Source organism: Streptomyces camelliae (genome assembly GCF_027625935.1).
Classification (GTDB): Bacteria; Actinomycetota; Actinomycetes; order Streptomycetales; family Streptomycetaceae; genus Streptomyces; species Streptomyces camelliae.
The window spans coordinates 3908486-3925752 of the sequence record NZ_CP115300.1 but is presented as its reverse complement, the minus strand read 5'-3'; the positions used below and the strand labels follow the sequence as shown (position 1 = coordinate 3925752).

Sequence of the window (17267 nt, the reverse complement as noted above, 5' to 3'; positions counted from 1 at the left end):
CGCATGCCCCTCACCTTCACGCTCGACCCCGCCGTCACCCCCGGCCTGCGCGACGGCTTCCTCGACCTGTGGACGGACGTCTCCAACGCGGGCGGGGCCGTCGGTTTCGTGCCGCCGGTGACGCGCGAGGACATCCGCCCCGAGGTCGTCCGCTATCTCGCCCAGCTCGCCGAGGGTCGCACCCGGCTGCTCGCCGGACACGACGAGGAGGGGCGCCTCGCCGCGACCGCGTTCCTCACCCTCAACACGCACCGGCTGATGACGCACTGGCTGTGGCTGTACACGGTCATGGTCCACCCGCGGCACCAGGGCCAGGGGTACGGCCGTGACCTGCTCGCGGCCGCCGCCGACGCGGCCCGCACCATCGACGGCATCGAGGCGATCCGGCTGACCTGCCGGGGCGGCCTGGGCCTGGAGCGGTTCTACGCCTCCTGCGGCTACAAGGAGGTCGGCCGGGTGCCCGGCGCCATCCGGGTCGCGCCCGGTGACGACCGCGACGACATCACTCTGCTGCTGCCCCTCGCCTGACCCCCCTGCAAGATCGCCCTCCGGGCGTGTTTCACTGGACGCTGACCCTTTTGGAATCGGACGAGTGGATTGAGATGCTCCGCTACACGCTGATGCGCCTCGGCGTCTTCGCCGGCTGCCTCGTGGTCGTCTGGGGAGCCGTCTACTCCGGCATCTTCCCGCGCGGTTTCGGCGACTCCAACTTCCTGTGGGTGCTGCTGCTGTCCCTGATCCTGTCGGCGCCGATCAGCTGGGTGGTGCTGCGCAGGGAGCGGGAGCGGGCCTCGGTGCAGATCGTGACCAAGGTCGACCGGATGAAGGCCAACCTGGAGGCGAACCGCAGCCAGGAGGACCTCGCCGACGACAGCGCCCGCGCGCAGGGCGAGGCGGCGACCTCCAACTAGTCGTCCAACTAGTCTTGCCCTCATGGGTGGGGCGAGGACCAAGCGGATGCCGCGTGCGGTGCGGGAGCAGCAGATGCTCGACGCCGCCGTGCAGATCTTCGGCCGGCGTGGCTACATGGTCGCGTCGATGGACGAGATAGCCGAACTGGCGGGTGTCTCCAAGCCGTTGGTCTACCTGTATCTGAATTCCAAGGAAGACCTCTTCACCGCCTGCATCCGCCGGGAGGCCGCCGCGCTGACGGAAGCGGTGCGCGCCGGGGTCCGCCCGGACCTGCCCGCCGACCGCCGGCTGTGGGACGGCCTGCTCGCCTTCTTCGCCCACACCGCCGAGCATCCCGAGGCCTGGTCCGTCCTTCACCTCCACGCCCGCACCCACGGCGAGCCCTTCGCCGCCGAGGTCGCAGCGATGCGCGCGGAGATCGTCGCCTTCGTCACCCGCCTGGTGGCCATCGCCGCCCGTGAGGCGCACCAGGATCCCGACCTGCCGGAGGACGAGGTGGCGGGCCTGGCGGAGGCGCTGGTGGGGGCGGCGGAGTCCCTGGCCACGTGGGCCAACGCGACACCGGGGGTCACGGCCCGGCAGACGGCGGGGACGATGATGAACTTCGCGTGGGCGGGTCTGGGCAATTTGATGGCCGGTCAACGGTGGGTGCCTGAGCCGACCTGAGGGGTGTCCCTAGCTCACCTCCCCGACCAGGTGCAGTCGCCCTCCGTCCCCTCGCAGCTCGAAGCGACCGGACCCGTCCGCCCCGTAAGCCACCGTCCCCGGCAGCAACACCGGCGCCAGAAACCTCGCCCGTACCCGCTCCCCGGCAAAGCCGCCCGCGGCCAGACAGCGGGCCACCGTCCACATGCCGTGCGCGATGGCCCGGGGGAAGCCGAAGAGGCGGGCGGTGAGGGGGTGGAGGTGGATGGGGTTGCGGTCGCCGGAGGCCGCGCCGTACCGGCGTCCGATGTCCCCGGCGAGCCGCCACTCGGCGACGACGGGCAGCGGGGGAGACCCTTGGCGTTCCCGGCGCTCGGCGGGCCGCTCGGTGTGATGCCGGGCGAGATACGTACTGCGTGACTCCCACACGACGTCACCGCCCGCCGCCAGCTCGGTGACCACCGTGGCTTCGGTGCCGCGTCGGTGCGGGGCCAACCCCTCCACGTGTACGGCGAGTCGGTATTCGCCCGTCGCCGGTACGGCGGCATGCCGGACGATGTCGATCGAGGTGTGCACCAGGCCCAGCAGCGGCAGCGGGAAGGCGCGGGCGCTCATCAGCCGCATGGCCGGCGGGAAGCCGAGGACATGCGGGTAGGTCACGGGGAGACCGGTCTCGCCGGTGGGGAAACCGCAGATCCGCTCGTAGGCGGCCACGTGGGCCAGGTCGATACGGATCCCGGGCAGCACGAGCCGGGTGCGCGGGAAGTCCGCCTCGGGGGAGGGGCGTTTGAACGGCGAGCGCAGGGCGCCCGTTATGAGATACAGCAACTCGTCTGTCATGTCCTGCCCCCAAAACGCTTACTCGGGAGTAAGGTTACCGCTGGTAAGTCTAACGTGAGCGCCTGTCACAAAAACCCCGAGGTTGCACATCCCCGACCCCGGACCATCCCCGAACCCGCACAACCCCCTCACAGTGGGCCCGTACGATCACCTGCCTAACCAGCGGTAACTCCTTTCTGCCGAGGCCCACCGCAGGTGTCTGCACGCCAGAGGAGCCGCCCGTGTCCACTCCGTACCCGAATGCCCCCGCCTCCTCCCCGGCCCCCGTCATCGCCGTCGACTACGACGGCCGCCCGGTCCTCGTGGAACCCTGGATCCAGCGACTCGACGGCGCCGTACGGGAGGTGCACGTACCGCCGTTCAAGCTTCCGGTCACCCACGGCTCGCTCGCGGACCTGCCGTTCGAGAACGCCGAGTCGGCGCCCGGCCAGGTCGTGCTCAGCCGCCGTGTGCCGGACGGGCGTTGGGAGGACGTGACCGCCGCCGACTTCGCCGGGCAGGTGCTCGCGGTGGCCCAGGGACTGATCGCCGAGGGGCTGGTGCCGGGCGACCGGATCGCCGTCATGGCCCGGACCCGGTACGAGTGGACGGTGCTCGACTTCGCCGCCTGGGCGGCCGGTCTCGTCACCGTGCCCGTCTACCCGACCTCCTCCGTCTTCCAGACCCGCTGGATCCTGCACGACTCCGGCGCCCGCGCCCTCGTCACCGAGACCGCCGCCCAGGCCGCCGCCATCGGCCCCGAGCTGCCGCACCTGCCGGACCTGCGGCATCTGTGGGTGATGGACAAGGAGCACGTGACCCGGCTCGCGGAGGCCGGCGCGCAGGTGCCGGAGAGCGAGGTCGCGGTGCGGCGCGGCATGCTGGGGCCCGACACCCTCGCCACGCTCATCTACACCTCCGGCACCACCGGCCGCCCCAAGGGCTGCGCGCTCTCCCACGGCAACTTCTTCGCCGAGGTGGACAACGCCATCGAGCTCCTCTACCCGGTCTTCAAGGCGCAGGACGAGGACCCGTCGGTGCTGCTGTTCCTGCCGATGTCCCATGTGTTCGGGCGGATGGTGGCCATCGCGTGCATCCGGGCCCGGGTGCGGCTCGGGCACGCGCCGAGCCTCGCCGCCGAGGATCTGCTGCCGGACCTCGCCGCCTTCAAGCCGACCGCCCTGCTGACCATCCCGTACATGCTGGAGAAGGTCTACAACTCGGCCCGCGCGAAGGCGGAATCGGGCGGGCGGGTCACCGTCTTCGACCGGGCGGCGGCGGTCGCCGTGCGCTACGGCGAGGCGCTGGAGGCCCGGCAGACCGGCACCGGCGGCGGCCCGGGCCGCTCACTGAAGACGGCCCGCACCTTCTACGACCCGCTCGTCTACCGCAAGATCCGCTCCGCGATGGGGGGAAGGGTCCGCCACATCATCTGCGGCGGCTCCCCGCTCGGCCGGCGCCTCGCCGCGTTCTATGCCGGCGCCGGCATAGAGATCTTCGAGGGGTACGGCCTGACGGAGACCACCGCCGCCACGACCTGCACCCCGCCGCTCAAGCCCCGCCTGGGCACGGTCGGCTGGCCGATGCCCGGTACCCGCATCCGGATCGCGGCCGACGGCGAGATCCTCGTCGCCGGCGACCACGTCCTGCGCGGCTACTGGGATCCCGCGGCCGGCGGTGTCGTACCCGCGACCCGGGACGGCTGGCTGGCGACCGGCGACATCGGCGAGCTGGACGACGACGGCTACCTCACCATCACCGGCCGCAAGAAGGAGCTGCTGATCACGGCGGGCGGCAAGTCGGTGGCCCCGGCCCCGCTGGAGAACTGGCTGCGCCAGCACCCGCTGATCTCCCAGGTCATGCTGGTCGGCGACGGCCGCCCGTTCGTCTCCGCGCTGATCACCCTCGACCCCGACGGCATCACCCACTGGCGCCAGATGATCGGCAAGCACCCCGTCCCGCCGGAACTCCTCGTCGGCGACCCGGAGTTGGAGGCGGTCCTGCAGCGCGCGATCGACGAGGCCAACAAGATGGTCTCGCGCCCCGAGTCCATCCGCCGCTTCGCCGTCCTGCCCCGGGACTTCAGCGAGACGGAGGGGCATCTCACCCCCTCGATGAAGCTCCGCCGCGAACAGATCATGCAGGACTTCGCGCGCGAGGTGGAGGGGCTGTACGACACGGCCCGGTGAGAGCGCTCCGTGCGGCCTTTCCCGGTACGGGCCTTGCCGGTGGCGGCCTTGCCGGTGCGGGCCTTCCCGGTGCGGGCCTTCCCGGTGAGCGGTCGGCACCCGCTCCCCGGCCGGCTCACGCCTGACGTCCGGACGCCCGGTGTGATGCGGGGAGCGGGTTGCCGCCTGGGTCGGTCGCGGCCCGCTACCGATCCTCGTACCGGGCCTGAGGCTCAGTCAATCCTTGGGTTTCCTCGGCAAACCCCAGTGTTAGCTTGGGTCTTGTGACCCTCGAAGACCTGCGTGTGTTCGTGGCCGTGTGCCGGGCCGGCAGCCTCTCCTCCGTCGCCCGGGACCTGGGCCGCACCCAGTCCGCCGTCAGCCAGCACGTCAAACGCCTGGAGCGGGAGACGGGCGTGGCCCTGCTGGAGCGCCGGCCGCGCGGGGTCGTGCCGACGCAGGCCGGGCGGATCCTAGAGGCCGCGGCCGCCGAGGGCATCTCCGGGCTCGACCTCGCCGTACGGCAGCTGCGCGATCTGCTCGACGGGCACAGCGGGCACGTCCGCGTGGCCACCGGAGCCACCACCGTGCGGCACTTCATGTCCGACGCGGTCGTCGCCTTCCGCCGCCGGCACCCCCGGGTCAACCTGGAGTTCCGCACGGTCAGTTCGGGCCGCGGCACCTTCGACGCGCTCGCCGACGGCACCCTCGACCTGGCCTGGATCACCCTCGGCCCGCCGGTGCGGGGCATCGAGCAGCGGCCCGTGGTCGAGCTGCCATGGGTGCTCGCCGTCCCGGCCGGCGACCCGCTGGCCGCCCGGTCCCGGCTCGACCCCGCCGAGCTGGCCGACGTCCCGCTCATCCGGCTGCCGCCGAACTCCGCCTCCGCCGCCCATCTGGAGGCCGCCTGCGCCGAGTCGGGCGCCCGGTTCGCCTACGACGCCTCCGTCGCCGACTGGGACACCGCGCTGCTCCTCGCCGAACTGGGCGCGGGCCGGGCCGTCGTACCCGCCGTACCCGGACTGCCCGTGCCCGGCGAGGGGCCGCTGCGGCTGATACCGCTGCCGGGGCTGCGGCCCCTGCCGGTCGGCTGGGCGGTGCGCCGCTGGGACGCGCTCAGCCCGCCCGCCCGGGCCTTCGCGGACACGGTGCGCTTCCAAGGCGGCCTTCCAGGGCGACTTCCAGGCGGCTTCTAGGCGGTTTTCTGGGCGAACAGGAAGGCCTGTGGGACCTTCTCGTCGAGCCGCTCGTCGGGCTCGCGGACCGTGCGGGACAGCAGGGTGAAACCGGCGGCCGTGAGCAGCTCGGCCATCGTGTCCGGGCTGCGGCGGAGGAAGTCCAGCGTCACCGGGTGGCCGAAGGGACGCTCCAGGCGGCGGGGCTCCTCCCCGCACTGGAAGGCGAGCAGGAGCCGGCCGCCGGGCGCCAGGACCCGGCGGAACTCCGCGAAGAGCGCCGGGAGCCGGTCCGTGGGGGTGTGGATGGAGGAGTACCAGGACACGACACCGGCGAGCGTGCCGTCCGCCAGGTCGAGCTCCAGCATCGAGCCCTGCTCGAAGCGCAGCCCGGGGTTCTCGCGCCGGGCGACCGCCAGCATGGACGCGGACAGGTCGAGCCCGAAGACGTCGAGCCCGAGCGAGGCGAGCCGCGCGGTGACCCGCCCGGGCCCGCAGCCGAGGTCCGCCACCGCAGCGTTCGGCCCCACCAGCTCGGCGTACACCCCGAGCAGCGCGCGCTCCAGTGGCCGCTGGGTGTACTCCCCCTGGAAGTGGGCGGCGTAGTCGTCGGCGATGGCGTCGTAGAAGGTGCGGGTGGCGGTCAGGAAGTCCTGGGTGTCGGTCATGGGCAGGGACCGTAGCGCGGGGGACTGACAGTGCCCGGGAGAGCCGCGGTGCACAGGGGCTAGGCGACTCCCGCGAGGCGCAGCAGGGCCGCCGTGGCCGCCGCGCCCACGACCACCACCACGAACGGTGCCCTCTTCCACGCCAGCAGGCCGCCCACCAGCACCCCGGCTGGCCGGGCCCACCCCGCGAAGCCGCCGCCCTCGGTCAGCGCGCCCGTGGCCAGCAGGGCGACGAGCAGGACGACGGCCCCGGCCGAGGCCAGCTCCTGCACCCGGGCGGGTATCTCGACCCGCCCGTGCAGCACCGGCCCGACCAGCCGGAAGGCGTACGTCCCGACGGCGAGGGCCAGGATCACGACGACGGTGGCGTTCATACGGCGGCCTCCTCATGGGCCGGTCCGGCAGGTCCGGCGGGTCCGGCGGGTCCGGCAGGTCCTTCCGGACCGGCGGCCGGTTTCCGGTGCAGGACGAGTCCGGCCAGGGCGAGCAGCACCGGCACCCCGGCCGGTACGGCGGGCGTCACGGCCAGGGCGAGCGCGGCGCCGAGCAGGGCGCAGCGCCGTACCGCCGCGTCCGCGCGCAGGGTGGGCAGGACCAGGGCGATCAGGACGGCGGGGAAGGCGGCGTCCAGGCCGTAACGGGCGGTGTCGCCGAGTGCACCGCCGGCCAGTGCGCCCGCCAGCACGCCGGTGTTCCACACGGCGAACAGGCCGAGCCCGGAGATCCAGAACGCCCGCCGCTGCCGTACCGGATCGCTCTGGGCGAGGGCGAAGGCGACCGTCTCGTCGGTGACGAGGTGGGCGCCCAGGAAGCGGGCCGCGCGGCTGGTGCCGAGGATCTCCGCCACGGCGAGGCTGAACGCGGCGGTACGGGTGTTGAGGAGCAGCCCGGTGGCCGCCGCCGCGAGCGGGCCGCCCCCGGCGAGCAGTACGCCGACCGCGCTGAACTGGGCCGATCCCGCGTACACCACCACGGACATCAGTACCGGCACCCACAGCGGCAGCCCGCCGGCGACCGAGACCGCGCCGAAGGAGACGCCGACGATGCCGCTGGCCAGCCAGACCAGCGAGCTGTCGCGGAGCAGGGAGCGGTCCCCGGACCGGGCGGAGGGCGTCTGGGGTGTCGAGGGTGTTCGTTTTGGCGAACGCATGTTCTCTACAATGGACAGCAAGCGCCCTGTTCGTCAAGGCGAACGATCGTACCGATGGAGCGAACGAGATGTCCGAGCTGCCGGCCCGGCTTCCGATGGAGTGGATCGCCGCGTCCCTCAAGCGCGAGCGCGCCCGCGCCGGGCTGTCCCTGTCCGAGCTGGCCAAACGGGCCGGAATCGCCAAGTCCACGCTGTCCCAGCTGGAGGCGGCGGGCGGGAATCCGAGCATGGAGACGATCTGGGCGCTCGCGGTCGCGCTCGGGGTGCCGTTCAGCCTGCTCGTCGAGCCGCCCGCGCCCGGCGTGCAGGTGATCCGCGCCGGCGAGGGGCCCACGGTCCATTCCGAGCAGTCCAGCTATCTGGCCAGCCTGCTCTCCGCGAGCCCGCCGGGCGTCCGCCGGGACATCTACTACGTGTGGCTGGAGCCCGGAACCGTACGGGATTCCGATCCGCACATTCCGGGGACGACGGAACACATCGTCGTCAGTGAAGGGAAAGTGAAGGCCGGGCCACGCGGAGAAGGCGTGGAGCTGGGTCCGGGGGACTACATGTCGTATCGCGGAGATGTCCCGCACGCGTACGAGGCGCTCGCCGCCGGAACGAAGTTCGTCCTGATCATGCAGCACATGTGAGGCGGCGGCCGGGAAAAGGCAGGAGCCCCGTCGCCTTACGGCGTGGGGCTCCTTGGGTACTGCACTCAGGTTCTGCGATCAGGCAGTGATCAGACGGGGGTGACGTTCTCCGCCTGCGGACCCTTCGGGCCCTGCGTCACGTCGAAGGAGACCTGCTGGTTCTCCTCCAGGGAACGGAAGCCCTGGGCGTTGATCGCGGAGTAGTGAACGAAGACGTCGGGGCCGCCGCCCTCCTGGGCGATGAAGCCAAAGCCCTTTTCGGCGTTGAACCACTTAACGGTTCCGGTAGCCATAAGCCCTCCTTGGGCTCAAAAGGGTTGCCCTGCTCCAGAACCTGCACGTGCGAAACGGTGCTGCACAACTGCATTCGTCTGAAAACGACGAGAGCCCGCGGTCACATGCTCCGCAGGCTCTGTACTGCAAGGGAAACCAAACTGCAACTTGCGGCGAGCCTAGCACGCGGGCAGCCGAAAGCAATAGAGGTCAAGATCACTTCACCCGGATGTTTGAACGTCTGCTAGTCCGTTCGACGGCGGGGTCGGTCCGAGCACGGTACAGCACGGGGTCTAGTCTCGCGATGTGGACCATTCCCGCACCCGGCCGCGCGTCGGCCACATCCAGTTCCTGAACTGCCTGCCCCTCTACTGGGGGCTCGCGAGAACCGGCACGCTCCTCGACTTCGAGCTCACCAAGGACACCCCGGAGAAGCTCAGCGAGCGGCTCGTGCGCGGCGATCTCGACATCGGTCCCATCACCCTCGTCGAGTTCCTGCGCAACGCCGACGACCTCGTCGCCTTCCCCGACATCGCCGTGGGCTGCGACGGTCCCGTCATGTCCTGCGTGATCGTCTCGCAGGTCCCGCTGGACGAGCTGGACGGCCGCCGGGTCGCCCTCGGCTCCACCTCGCGCACGTCCGTGCGCCTGGCCCAGCTGCTGCTCGCCGAGCGCTACGGCGTTCAGCCCGACTACTACACCTGCCCGCCCGACCTCAGCCTGATGATGCAGGAGGCCGACGCGGCCGTCCTGATCGGGGACGCGGCCCTGCGGGCCAACCTGCTCGACGCCCCGCGCTACGGCCTGACCGTGCACGATCTGGGCGCGCTGTGGAAAGAGTGGACCGGGCTGCCGTTCGTCTTCGCGGTGTGGGCGGCGCGCCGGGACTACCTGGAGCGTGAGCCGGCGCTCACCCGTGAGGTGCACAGCGCCTTCCTCGACTCCCGCAACCTCTCCCTGGAAGAGGTCGACAAGGTCGCCGAACAGGCCGCCCGCTGGGAGTCCTTCGACGAGGCGACCCTGGCCCAGTACTTCACCACCCTCGACTTCAGCTTCGGCGCTCCGCAGCTGACGGCCGTCGCCGAGTTCGCCCGCCGGGTCGGTCCGACGACGGGTTTCCCGGCGGACGTGAAGGTGGATCTGCTGCAGCCGTGACGCGGGTCGGCACCGGGTTGCCGTCCGGGAGACGCCACCAGGCTGCTGTCCGGGCGGCGCCGGGTCGCTAACCTGCTCTCCAGGAGGCGTTGGGGGGAGCGTGCGCCATGCGGCAGCTGGAAGCCGACGAACCGGCCACCGTCGGGCCCTACCGGCTGCTCGGCCGGCTCGGTTCCGGTGGGATGGGCCGGGTCTACCTCGGCCGCAGCGCGGGCGGCCGGACGGTCGCCGTGAAGATCGTGCACCCGCACTTCGCGCTGGACGACGAGTTCCGCGCCCGCTTCCGGCGCGAGGTGGCGGCCGCCCGCCGGGTCGGCGGCGCCTGGACCGCGCCCGTCCTGGACGCCGACCCCGACGCCCCGGTGCCCTGGGTGGCCACCGCCTACGCGGCCGGCCCGTCCCTCGCCGCGGCCGTCACCGACACCGGCCCGCTGCCCGCGCACACCGTACGGGCCCTGGGCGCGGGCCTCGCCGAGGCGCTCACGGCCGTCCACGAACTGGGCCTGGTCCACCGGGACGTGAAGCCGTCCAACATCCTGCTGACCGTCGACGGCCCGTTGCTGATCGACTTCGGCATCGCCCGCGCCATGGACGGCACGGCGTCCCTGACCTCCACCGGTGCGTCGATCGGCTCCCCCGGCTACATGTCACCCGAGCAGATCCTCGGCAAGGGCATCACGGGCGCCGCCGACGTCTTCTCCCTCGGCGCGGTCCTCGCCCACGCGGCCACCGGCGAACCCCCCTTCCGCGGCGACACCTCGGCCGCGCTGCTCTACAAGGTCGTCCACGAGGAGCCCGAACTCGACTCCCTCGGCTCCGGGTTGCGGGAGGTGGTCGCCGCCTGCCTGGCCAAGGACCCGGCGGCCCGGCCCGCCCCCGCCGAGGTGAGCCGCCGGCTCGCCCCCGAAGGCGCCGCCCGCCTGATCGCCGGCGGCTGGCTGCCGGGCCCCCTGGTGGAACAGGTCAGCCGCAGCGCCGTACACCTGCTGAACCTGGACACGGGGGAGACGGTGCACTCGGGGCCGGTGGCTTTCGAGAGTGCTTCGGTGGACGCCGCCGTCGCTCCGAAGACCCCCGTCGTCCCGGGGACCGGGGCTTTCGGCCCTCCTCCCGTGATGCATCCCGGGGGGTCTCTCGGGGGCTCCTTCGGCGGCCCCTTGGGAGTGCCCGCCGATGTCCCCCCGCCGCCCGCAGTGCCGCCCGCCGTACCGCCCGCCGTGCCGACCGCAGTGCCGACCGCAGTGCCGGCCGGCGCGGCGCCGTCGCCCGATGCCACGGCCCCCGGAGTCTCGCGGCCCGGCCGGGTCTCCGTCAGCGTCGCGGCGAACTCCGTTCCGGGGGACGGCGGTCTGGGGCGGCGGCTGAGCTGCACGGTGGTGCTCGCCGTCGCCGGGGCGCTGGCCGTGGGAACCCTGACCATCGGCGTGCTGCGTCCCTGGGCTCAGGGCGGCCACGACACGAGCGCCGGCGCCATCCCTTCCCACGCCCCCAGCGCCTCGGCGCCGACCGAAGACCCCGGCAGCGGCAGCACCGGCGGTGGCGGCAGCACCGGGGGCGGCGACGTCAACGGCGGTGGCAACGGCACGGGTTCCCGGCCCGGCGTGATCCCGGCCCGCTACCTCGGCACCTGGGAAGGCCAGGCCACCGGCCTCGGCGGCACGCTGCCCATGGGCACGTTCCGGCTCACCGTCCACCAGGCGGCGGTGGGGCAGAAGCTGGGACAGCTGCGGCAGACCGACCAGATCGGAGGCATGTGCACCGACATCCTCACCCTGAAGAAGGTGACGAAGACACAGATCCTCGCGACCTCGGCCGGCTCCCCGGACAACCCCGGGCACTGTGTACCGACCCCGCATCAGGTGGAGTTGACCCCGGTCGGTGACGATCTGACGTTCACGTCGGACAGTTCGGCCGAGGGCAACCCGGTGGCGCGCCTGTCGAGGGCCGGATGAGCACCGGCGCGCTGGCGGCCGCCGCCGCGCTGTGGGGCGCGCCGGCCGGCGCCCTGCTGCCCCGCGCCGCCCACCGCTTCGCCGTACCGCCGGAGGAGCCCTGGCGGGACCACTGCCCGGCCGGGCACCCGATCCGGGGGTGGGTGGGGACGACGGGCTGCGGGACCTGTGGCCGCACGGGCGAGGGCGTCCGCACCGCCGTCGTCACCGCCCTCACCTGCGCCGCCCTCGCCGCCGCCACCGGGGCGCGCCCCGAGCTGGTGGCGTGGCTGCTGCTCGCGCCCGTGGGTGTGCTGCTGGCCGTGGTGGACGTGCGGGTGCGGCGGCTGCCCGACCCGCTGACCCTGCCGCTCGCCCCGGCCGCCCTCGCCCTGCTGGGCCTCGCCGCCCTGCTGCCCGGCCACGCCGGCCACTGGCCCACCGCGCTCTACGGCGCCCTCGCGCTCGGCGCCGGCTACTACGTGCTGCACCTCGTCAACCCGGCCGGCATGGGCTTCGGCGATGTGAAGCTGGCGGTGGGCACGGGCGCCGCGCTCGGCTGGTACGGCTGGTCCACCGTGCTGCTCGGCGCCTTCGCCGGGATCCTGCTGGGCGCGCTCTACGCCGGTGCGCTCGTCGCCGTACGGCGCGCCGGGCGCGGATCGGCGATCGCATTCGGCCCGTTCCTTCTGGCGGGCGCCCTGGCCGGACTCCTGCTGGGCGCGCACACGGCCTGAGGTCGGCGGGCAAAATCCCCTGGCGTAGGCTGGTCCGGTCCGTCCACAACCTTGACGAACCCTGCGAAAGGCACGCCGGTGACCGAGAAGGCCGACCTCACCTCTTTTGATGTCACAGCCGTCCTCGACCGTGCCGCCGCCGGTGGGCGGATCACCCCCGAGGAGGCGCTCACCCTCTACCGCGACGCGCCCCTGCACGCGCTGGGCGCCGCCGCCGACGCCGTACGCCGCCGCAAGTACGCCGGGACCGAGCACATCGCGACGTACATCATCGAGCGCAACATCAACTACACGAACGTGTGTGTCACGGCGTGCAAGTTCTGCGCCTTCTACGCGGCACCCAAGGACAAGGACAAGGGCTGGACCCGCGACCTCGACGACATCCTGCGCCGGTGCGCGGAGACCGTCGAACTGGGTGGCACCCAGATCATGTTCCAGGGCGGCCACCACCCGGACTACGGCGTCGAGTACTACGAGAAGCACTTCAAGGCCATCAAGGACGCCTTCCCCCAGCTGGTGATCCACTCGCTGGGCGCGTCCGAGGTGGAGCACATGGCCCGGATCAGCGGAGTGCCGGTCGAGGAGGCCATCACCCGGATCCACGCGGCGGGCCTCGACTCCTTCGCCGGCGCCGGCGCGGAACTGCTCCCCGAGCGCCCCCGCAAGGCCATCGCACCGCTGAAGGAGTCCGGCGAGCGCTGGCTGGAGATCATGGAGACCGCGCACCGGCTGGGCGTGGAGTCCACCTCGACCATGCTGATGGGCACGGGCGAGACGAACGCCGAGCGCATCGAGCACCTGCGGATGATCCGGGACGTCCAGGACCGCACGGGCGGCTTCCGCGCCTTCATCCCGTACACCTACCAGCCCGAGAACAACCACCTGAAGGGCCGCACGCAGGCCACGATCTTCGAGTACCTGCGGATGATCGCGATCGCCCGCCTCTTCCTCGACAACGTCCAGCACATCCAGGGCTCGTGGCTGACCACGGGCAAGGAGGTCGGCCAGCTGTCGCTGCACTACGGCGCGGACGACCTCGGCTCGATCATGCTGGAGGAGAACGTGGTCTCCTCGGCCGGCGCCAAGCACCGCTCCAACCGCCTGGAGATCATCGACCTGATCCGCAAGGCGGGCCGCGTCCCGGCGCAGCGCGCGACGACGTACGAGCACCTCGTCGTCCACGACGACCCGGCGAACGACCCCGTCGACGACCGCGTGGTCTCCCACATCTCCTCCACGGCCATCGAGGGCGGCACGGCCCACCCCGAGCTGAAGCTGCTCTCCGCCAACTGACCCCGTCGTGCTGACACTTCACCTCGCCGAGCGGTCTCCCGAGGCGGCTGTTCTGGTCGACGGGGCATCCGTCGCCGCGGTCGGCCCGTACGAGGAACTGGCCGCCGCCGAACCCCGGGCGAGGGTGCGGCGCTGGCCCGGCATCCTCACCCCGGGGCTGCTGAACCCGTACGGTCCGGAGCTGCTGGAGGGCACCTACCATCCCGACCCGCGCGAGGCCGACGTCCTCGGCACCGAGCCCATCTGCGGGGTGCGGGCGAGGGAGATCTTCCGCGCTGATCCCGCGCGCCTCGGCGCGAGCGCGCGACGCGGGGTGCAGCGGATGCTGGCGCACGGCACGGTGGCGGTGGCCGGGGAGCTGCGGTCGCGGGTCGTGGTCGACGCCGTGCGCAGGGCCGGGCTCGCGGTGGGGCAGCGGCCCGACCGCCTTCCCGGCCCGGCGGCGCTGTCCCCGACCCCGCTGATCCTGCTGCCGCGGCTCGTCCCGGGCGGGCCCGCCCGCTTCGCCGTGTTCGACGTCGCGGACCGCGCCGAACTGGTCCGCCGCGGCGCCGGCACCTGCGTGGCGACCGTGATCGGCGGGCGCCTGGTGTACCGCCGCCGCTGAAACCGAGGCTGCTGCCGGGACGCCGTACCCCCTGCTGCCACAATGGGCGGGTGACCCGCGCATCCCTGGACAAGCAGCCGCACGAAGTCGCCTCGATGTTCGACAACGTGGCGGAACGGTACGACCTGACGAACGACGTGCTGTCGCTCGGCCAGGACCGGCGCTGGCGCAAGGAGGTGGCGAAGGCGGTCGACGCGCGTCCCGCGCAGAAGGTCCTCGACCTCGCGGCCGGTACGGCGACCTCCTCGCTGCCGTTCGCGCGGACGGGCGCGTACGTCGTCCCCTGCGACTTCTCGGTCGGGATGCTCCAGGTAGGCAAGAAGAAGCACACCTGGCTGCCGTTCACGGCCGGGGACGCGACGAAGCTGCCGTTCAAGGACGACACCTTCGACGCCGTGACGATCTCCTTCGGGCTGCGCAACGTCCAGGACACGGACACGGCCCTGCGCGAGATGTACCGGGTGACCCGCCCCGGCGGCCGCGTGGTGATCTGCGAGTTCTCGACGCCGACGTGGGCGCCGTTCCGCACCGTCTACACCGAGTACCTGATGCGGGCGCTGCCGCCGGCCGCCCGCGCGGTGTCCTCGAACCCGGACGCCTACGTCTATCTCGCCGAGTCCATCCGTGCCTGGCCCGACCAGCCCGCCCTCGCCGAACGGCTGCGCAAGGCGGGCTGGTCGAAGGTGGCGTGGCGCAACCTCACCGGCGGTGTGGTCGCACTGCACCGGGGCTTCAAGGAGAGCTGAGACCCCGCGGGTGCGGCGGTGCGGTCTAGCGGTTGATCATCTCGAACGTGTCGCCCGGCTCGCCGAGTTCGCGCCGGATCCCGCCCGTCGGCGGCCGTGGGATGCGTGGCTCGCGCACGCCTCCGCCGCCCTCGCCCTCGCCGAAGTCGAACCACACGTACACCATCGAGTCCGGCGGCACCTCGGCGCCGGGCTGCGGATACTGGCGTACGACGTAGTCGACGACGGTGAGATGAAAGTCCGGGCGGTCCGGCGCGTTGAGGAACAGGCCCCGCGCCTGGGCCGTTTCGCGCGCGTCCACGGCCATCAGTCCGACCAGCCGCGGCACGCGCACTTCGGGTGTTTTGGGTGTTATGCGCACAGATGTCACCCCCAGCGGTACTGGAAGGGTAACTCCCGCGCGCCCGACCCGGAAGGCGCCGGTGTCTTTCTGTAGCAGACGACTACTGTCCGTGATGGAGACGGAGTCGGAAGCAGAGCGCCGGCTCGTCCAGCGTGGGGTGCGGATAGGTTTCCGCCGGGCGCATGCCGAGCCGGCGGGTCACCGCGATCGACCGCTCGTTGCCCGGCCGTACCACCGCCACCACTTCCCTGATCCCGGCCGCCCGCACCCGCCCCAGGGTCTCGCGCGCGGCCGCGGTGGCGTACCCCTTGCCCCAGTGCTTCCGGCCGAGCCGCCAGCCGATCTCCGTCTCGCCGACCGGACCCCAGTCGGGCCGCCAGGGCTGGGCGCCGGTGAAACCGATGACCTCGCCGTCCGCGTCGAGCATCGTCCACAGACAGAAGCCGTGCTCGGCGTCGTGCCGCCGCTGGCGCGCGGTGAGTTCCTCGTAGACGGACAGGGCCGCCGCCTTGCCGCCGTAGAAGTCCATGACCTCGGGATCGTCGAAGACCCGGTGCCAGGCGACCGCGTCCTCGTGCGTGGGGACGCGCAACCGTACCGCGGGGAGAGGTCCGTTCACAGGGCAGCCCTTCAGCCGGGTGATCAATTCTGCTGAATAGACTGCCCATGTCCAGTGCCGGTCGGCACGCAGATTTCGAACTTGGGGAGATCCCGCCGTGACCGTCGTGAAGGAGCCCCTCTCCGAGAACACCGCCGACGTGATCGTCGTCGGCGCGGGGCCGGCCGGCTCCACGACCGCGTACCACCTCGCCAAGGCCGGTCTCGACGTCCTGCTCCTGGAGAAGACCGAGTTCCCGCGCGAGAAGGTGTGCGGCGACGGCCTCACCCCGCGCGCGGTCAAGCAGCTCGTCGCCATGGGCATCGACATCTCCGAGGAGGCCGGCTGGCTGCGCAACAAGGGCCTGCGCATCATCGGCGGCGGCTCCCGCCTCCAGCTGGACTGGCCGGATCTCGCCGCCTACCCGAACTACGGACTCGTCCGCAAGCGCGACGACTTCGACGAGCAGCTGGCCCGCAACGCCCAGAAGGCGGGCGCGCGGTTGTACGAACGCTGCAATGTGAGCGGCCCGGTCGTCGACGACCGCACCGGCCGCATCACGGGCGTCACCGCCAAGCTCGGCGAGGAGAAGCGCGAGGTCACCTTCCGCGCGCCGCTGGTCGTCGCCGCCGACGGCAACTCCACCCGGCTGTCCCTCGCGATGGGCCTGCACCGCCGCGAGGACCGCCCGATGGGCGTCGCGGTGCGCACCTACTTCACCTCGCCCCGCCACGAGGACGACTACCTGGAGTCCTGGCTGGAACTGTGGGACCGCCGCGGCGCCCAGGACCGGCTGCTGCCCGGCTACGGCTGGATCTTCGGCATGGGCGACGGCACGTCCAACGTCGGCCTCGGCGTCCTGAACACCTCCGCCTCCTTCAAGGAGCTGGACTGGCGCGAGATCCTCAAGGCCTGGTGCGCCTCCATGCCGGAGGACTGGGGCTACACCCCGGAGAACATGACCGGACCCATCCGCGGCGCCGCCCTGCCGATGGCCTTCAACCGCCAGCCCCACTACACGCGCGGCCTGCTGCTCGTCGGCGACGCCGGCGGTCTGGTGAACCCCTTCAACGGCGAGGGCATCGCCTACGCCATGGAGTCCGGCCAGATCGCCGCCGACGTCATCGTCCAGGCCCACGCGCGGGCCACGCCCGCACAGCGTGAGATCGCCCTGCAGCGCTACCCGCGCGTCCTCAAGGACACCTACGGCGGCTACTACACCCTCGGCCGCGCCTTCGTGAAGCTCATCGGCAACCCGAAGGTCATGCAGATCGCCGCCCAGCGCGGCCTCACGCACCCGATGCTGATGAAGTTCACCCTCAAGCTCCTGGCGAACCTCACCGACCCCACGGGCGGTGACGCGATGGACCGCATCATCAACGGCCTGAGCAAGGTGGCCCCGAAGGCGTGAGCCC

The 17267-nt window shown here is 72.2% G+C and carries 20 protein-coding genes; 13 read left to right on the top strand and 7 right to left on the bottom strand.

The annotated features are described in order from the left end of the window. Window positions 1-3: 3 nt before the first annotated feature. From O1G22_RS17795 to O1G22_RS17785, 3 genes are all read left to right on the top strand, one after another. Entirely contained in the window at window positions 4-528 is a 525-nt protein-coding gene (locus tag O1G22_RS17795) for a GNAT family N-acetyltransferase (protein WP_270082241.1), read from the top strand. A 74-nt stretch (window positions 529-602) separates the two neighbouring features. Then, window positions 603-911 carry a DUF4229 domain-containing protein gene (locus O1G22_RS17790; RefSeq protein WP_270082240.1) on the top strand — a complete coding sequence of 103 codons (309 nt, stop codon included), beginning with the start codon at window positions 603-605 and terminating at the stop codon, window positions 909-911. Between the two features lie 22 nt (window positions 912-933). Continuing rightward, window positions 934-1578, top strand: a complete 645-nt coding sequence (locus O1G22_RS17785; protein ID WP_270082239.1) for a TetR/AcrR family transcriptional regulator — start codon at window positions 934-936, stop codon at window positions 1576-1578. A 9-nt stretch (window positions 1579-1587) separates the two neighbouring features. On the opposite strand, the gene O1G22_RS17780 is transcribed toward O1G22_RS17785, so the two are convergent. After that, the gene (locus O1G22_RS17780; protein ID WP_270082238.1) at window positions 1588-2397 is read right to left on the bottom strand and encodes a MaoC family dehydratase; all 810 of its coding nucleotides are present in this window, start codon (window positions 2395-2397) and stop codon (window positions 1588-1590) included. Window positions 2398-2618: 221 nt separating this feature from the next. On the opposite strand from O1G22_RS17780, the gene O1G22_RS17775 reads away from it, so the two are divergent. Next, a complete protein-coding gene (locus tag O1G22_RS17775; RefSeq protein WP_428986373.1) occupies window positions 2619-4565 on the top strand; it encodes an AMP-dependent synthetase/ligase in 1947 nt (648 codons plus the stop codon). A 263-nt stretch (window positions 4566-4828) separates the two neighbouring features. Further along, complete coding sequence (locus O1G22_RS17770) at window positions 4829-5740, top strand: LysR family transcriptional regulator (protein ID WP_270082237.1); 912 nt, start codon at window positions 4829-4831, stop codon at window positions 5738-5740. Here O1G22_RS17770 and O1G22_RS17765 read toward each other — a convergent pair. Genes O1G22_RS17765 through O1G22_RS17755 form a run of 3 tightly spaced genes read right to left on the bottom strand, consistent with a single transcriptional unit; the run spans window position 5737 to window position 7537 of the window. Next, a complete protein-coding gene (locus O1G22_RS17765) occupies window positions 5737-6387 on the bottom strand; it encodes a class I SAM-dependent methyltransferase (RefSeq protein WP_270082236.1) in 651 nt (216 codons plus the stop codon). The genes O1G22_RS17770 and O1G22_RS17765 overlap by 4 nt on opposite strands. Window positions 6388-6446: 59 nt before the next feature. Continuing rightward, window positions 6447-6761 carry an AzlD domain-containing protein gene (locus O1G22_RS17760; RefSeq protein ID WP_270082235.1) on the bottom strand — a complete coding sequence of 105 codons (315 nt, stop codon included), beginning with the start codon at window positions 6759-6761 and terminating at the stop codon, window positions 6447-6449. Then, complete coding sequence (locus O1G22_RS17755) at window positions 6758-7537, bottom strand: AzlC family ABC transporter permease (protein ID WP_270082234.1); 780 nt, start codon at window positions 7535-7537, stop codon at window positions 6758-6760. Before O1G22_RS17755 ends, O1G22_RS17760 begins: the two co-directional genes overlap by 4 nt. Before the next feature lie 68 nt (window positions 7538-7605). Here O1G22_RS17755 and O1G22_RS17750 point away from each other — a divergent pair, with 68 nt between their 5' ends. After that, the gene (locus O1G22_RS17750; protein ID WP_270082233.1) at window positions 7606-8169 is read left to right on the top strand and encodes a helix-turn-helix domain-containing protein; all 564 of its coding nucleotides are present in this window, start codon (window positions 7606-7608) and stop codon (window positions 8167-8169) included. 89 nt (window positions 8170-8258) lie between these two features. Here O1G22_RS17750 and O1G22_RS17745 read toward each other — a convergent pair whose 3' ends face one another. Beyond that, the gene (locus O1G22_RS17745) at window positions 8259-8462 is read right to left on the bottom strand and encodes a cold-shock protein (RefSeq protein WP_003974443.1); all 204 of its coding nucleotides are present in this window, start codon (window positions 8460-8462) and stop codon (window positions 8259-8261) included. Window positions 8463-8748: 286 nt separating this feature from the next. On the opposite strand from O1G22_RS17745, the gene O1G22_RS17740 reads away from it, so the two are divergent. From O1G22_RS17740 to O1G22_RS17715, 6 genes are all read left to right on the top strand, one after another. Continuing rightward, the gene (locus tag O1G22_RS17740; protein ID WP_270082232.1) at window positions 8749-9597 is read left to right on the top strand and encodes a menaquinone biosynthetic enzyme MqnA/MqnD family protein; all 849 of its coding nucleotides are present in this window, start codon (window positions 8749-8751) and stop codon (window positions 9595-9597) included. 107 nt (window positions 9598-9704) lie between these two features. Next, on the top strand, window positions 9705-11549 hold the full coding sequence (locus O1G22_RS17735; protein ID WP_270082231.1) for a serine/threonine-protein kinase: 1845 nt from the start codon (window positions 9705-9707) through the stop codon (window positions 11547-11549). Beyond that, a complete protein-coding gene (locus tag O1G22_RS17730; protein ID WP_270082230.1) occupies window positions 11546-12265 on the top strand; it encodes a prepilin peptidase in 720 nt (239 codons plus the stop codon). The genes O1G22_RS17735 and O1G22_RS17730 overlap by 4 nt, the downstream gene beginning before the upstream one ends. Before the next feature lie 78 nt (window positions 12266-12343). Beyond that, complete coding sequence (mqnC, locus tag O1G22_RS17725) at window positions 12344-13558, top strand: cyclic dehypoxanthinyl futalosine synthase (protein WP_270082229.1); 1215 nt, start codon at window positions 12344-12346, stop codon at window positions 13556-13558. A gap of 7 nt (window positions 13559-13565) precedes the next feature. Next, window positions 13566-14165 (top strand): hypothetical protein, encoded by a 600-nt coding sequence (locus tag O1G22_RS17720; RefSeq protein ID WP_270082228.1) that lies wholly within the window; start codon window positions 13566-13568, stop codon window positions 14163-14165. A gap of 50 nt (window positions 14166-14215) precedes the next feature. Beyond that, window positions 14216-14911 (top strand): demethylmenaquinone methyltransferase, encoded by a 696-nt coding sequence (locus O1G22_RS17715; protein WP_270082227.1) that lies wholly within the window; start codon window positions 14216-14218, stop codon window positions 14909-14911. 25 nt (window positions 14912-14936) lie between these two features. On the opposite strand, the gene O1G22_RS17710 is transcribed toward O1G22_RS17715, so the two are convergent. Together O1G22_RS17710 and O1G22_RS17705 are read right to left on the bottom strand one after the other, a co-directional pair. Beyond that, window positions 14937-15245 carry a PASTA domain-containing protein gene (locus tag O1G22_RS17710; protein ID WP_225100527.1) on the bottom strand — a complete coding sequence of 103 codons (309 nt, stop codon included), beginning with the start codon at window positions 15243-15245 and terminating at the stop codon, window positions 14937-14939. Between the two features lie 109 nt (window positions 15246-15354). Next, window positions 15355-15873 (bottom strand): GNAT family N-acetyltransferase, encoded by a 519-nt coding sequence (locus O1G22_RS17705; protein ID WP_270082226.1) that lies wholly within the window; start codon window positions 15871-15873, stop codon window positions 15355-15357. A 97-nt stretch (window positions 15874-15970) separates the two neighbouring features. Here O1G22_RS17705 and O1G22_RS17700 point away from each other — a divergent pair, with 97 nt between their 5' ends. Further along, on the top strand, window positions 15971-17263 hold the full coding sequence (locus O1G22_RS17700; RefSeq protein ID WP_270082225.1) for a geranylgeranyl reductase family protein: 1293 nt from the start codon (window positions 15971-15973) through the stop codon (window positions 17261-17263). Window positions 17264-17267: the final 4 nt, after the last annotated feature.

Excerpts from the sequence above, each read along its gene's own strand:
- O1G22_RS17795 (WP_270082241.1), top strand. The coding sequence starts at position 4 with ATGCCCCTCACCTTCACGCTCGACCCCGCCGTCACCCCCGGCCTGCGC.
- O1G22_RS17790 (WP_270082240.1), top strand. The coding sequence starts at position 603 with ATGCTCCGCTACACGCTGATGCGCCTCGGCGTCTTCGCCGGCTGCCTC.
- O1G22_RS17785 (WP_270082239.1), top strand. The coding sequence starts at position 934 with ATGGGTGGGGCGAGGACCAAGCGGATGCCGCGTGCGGTGCGGGAGCAG.
- O1G22_RS17780 (WP_270082238.1), bottom strand. The coding sequence starts at position 2,397 with ATGACAGACGAGTTGCTGTATCTCATAACGGGCGCCCTGCGCTCGCCG.
- O1G22_RS17765 (WP_270082236.1), bottom strand. The coding sequence starts at position 6,387 with ATGACCGACACCCAGGACTTCCTGACCGCCACCCGCACCTTCTACGAC.
- O1G22_RS17760 (WP_270082235.1), bottom strand. The coding sequence starts at position 6,761 with ATGAACGCCACCGTCGTCGTGATCCTGGCCCTCGCCGTCGGGACGTAC.
- O1G22_RS17755 (WP_270082234.1), bottom strand. The coding sequence starts at position 7,537 with ATGCGTTCGCCAAAACGAACACCCTCGACACCCCAGACGCCCTCCGCC.
- O1G22_RS17750 (WP_270082233.1), top strand. The coding sequence starts at position 7,606 with ATGTCCGAGCTGCCGGCCCGGCTTCCGATGGAGTGGATCGCCGCGTCC.
- O1G22_RS17745 (WP_003974443.1), bottom strand. The coding sequence starts at position 8,462 with ATGGCTACCGGAACCGTTAAGTGGTTCAACGCCGAAAAGGGCTTTGGC.
- O1G22_RS17735 (WP_270082231.1), top strand. The coding sequence starts at position 9,705 with ATGCGGCAGCTGGAAGCCGACGAACCGGCCACCGTCGGGCCCTACCGG.
- O1G22_RS17730 (WP_270082230.1), top strand. The coding sequence starts at position 11,546 with ATGAGCACCGGCGCGCTGGCGGCCGCCGCCGCGCTGTGGGGCGCGCCG.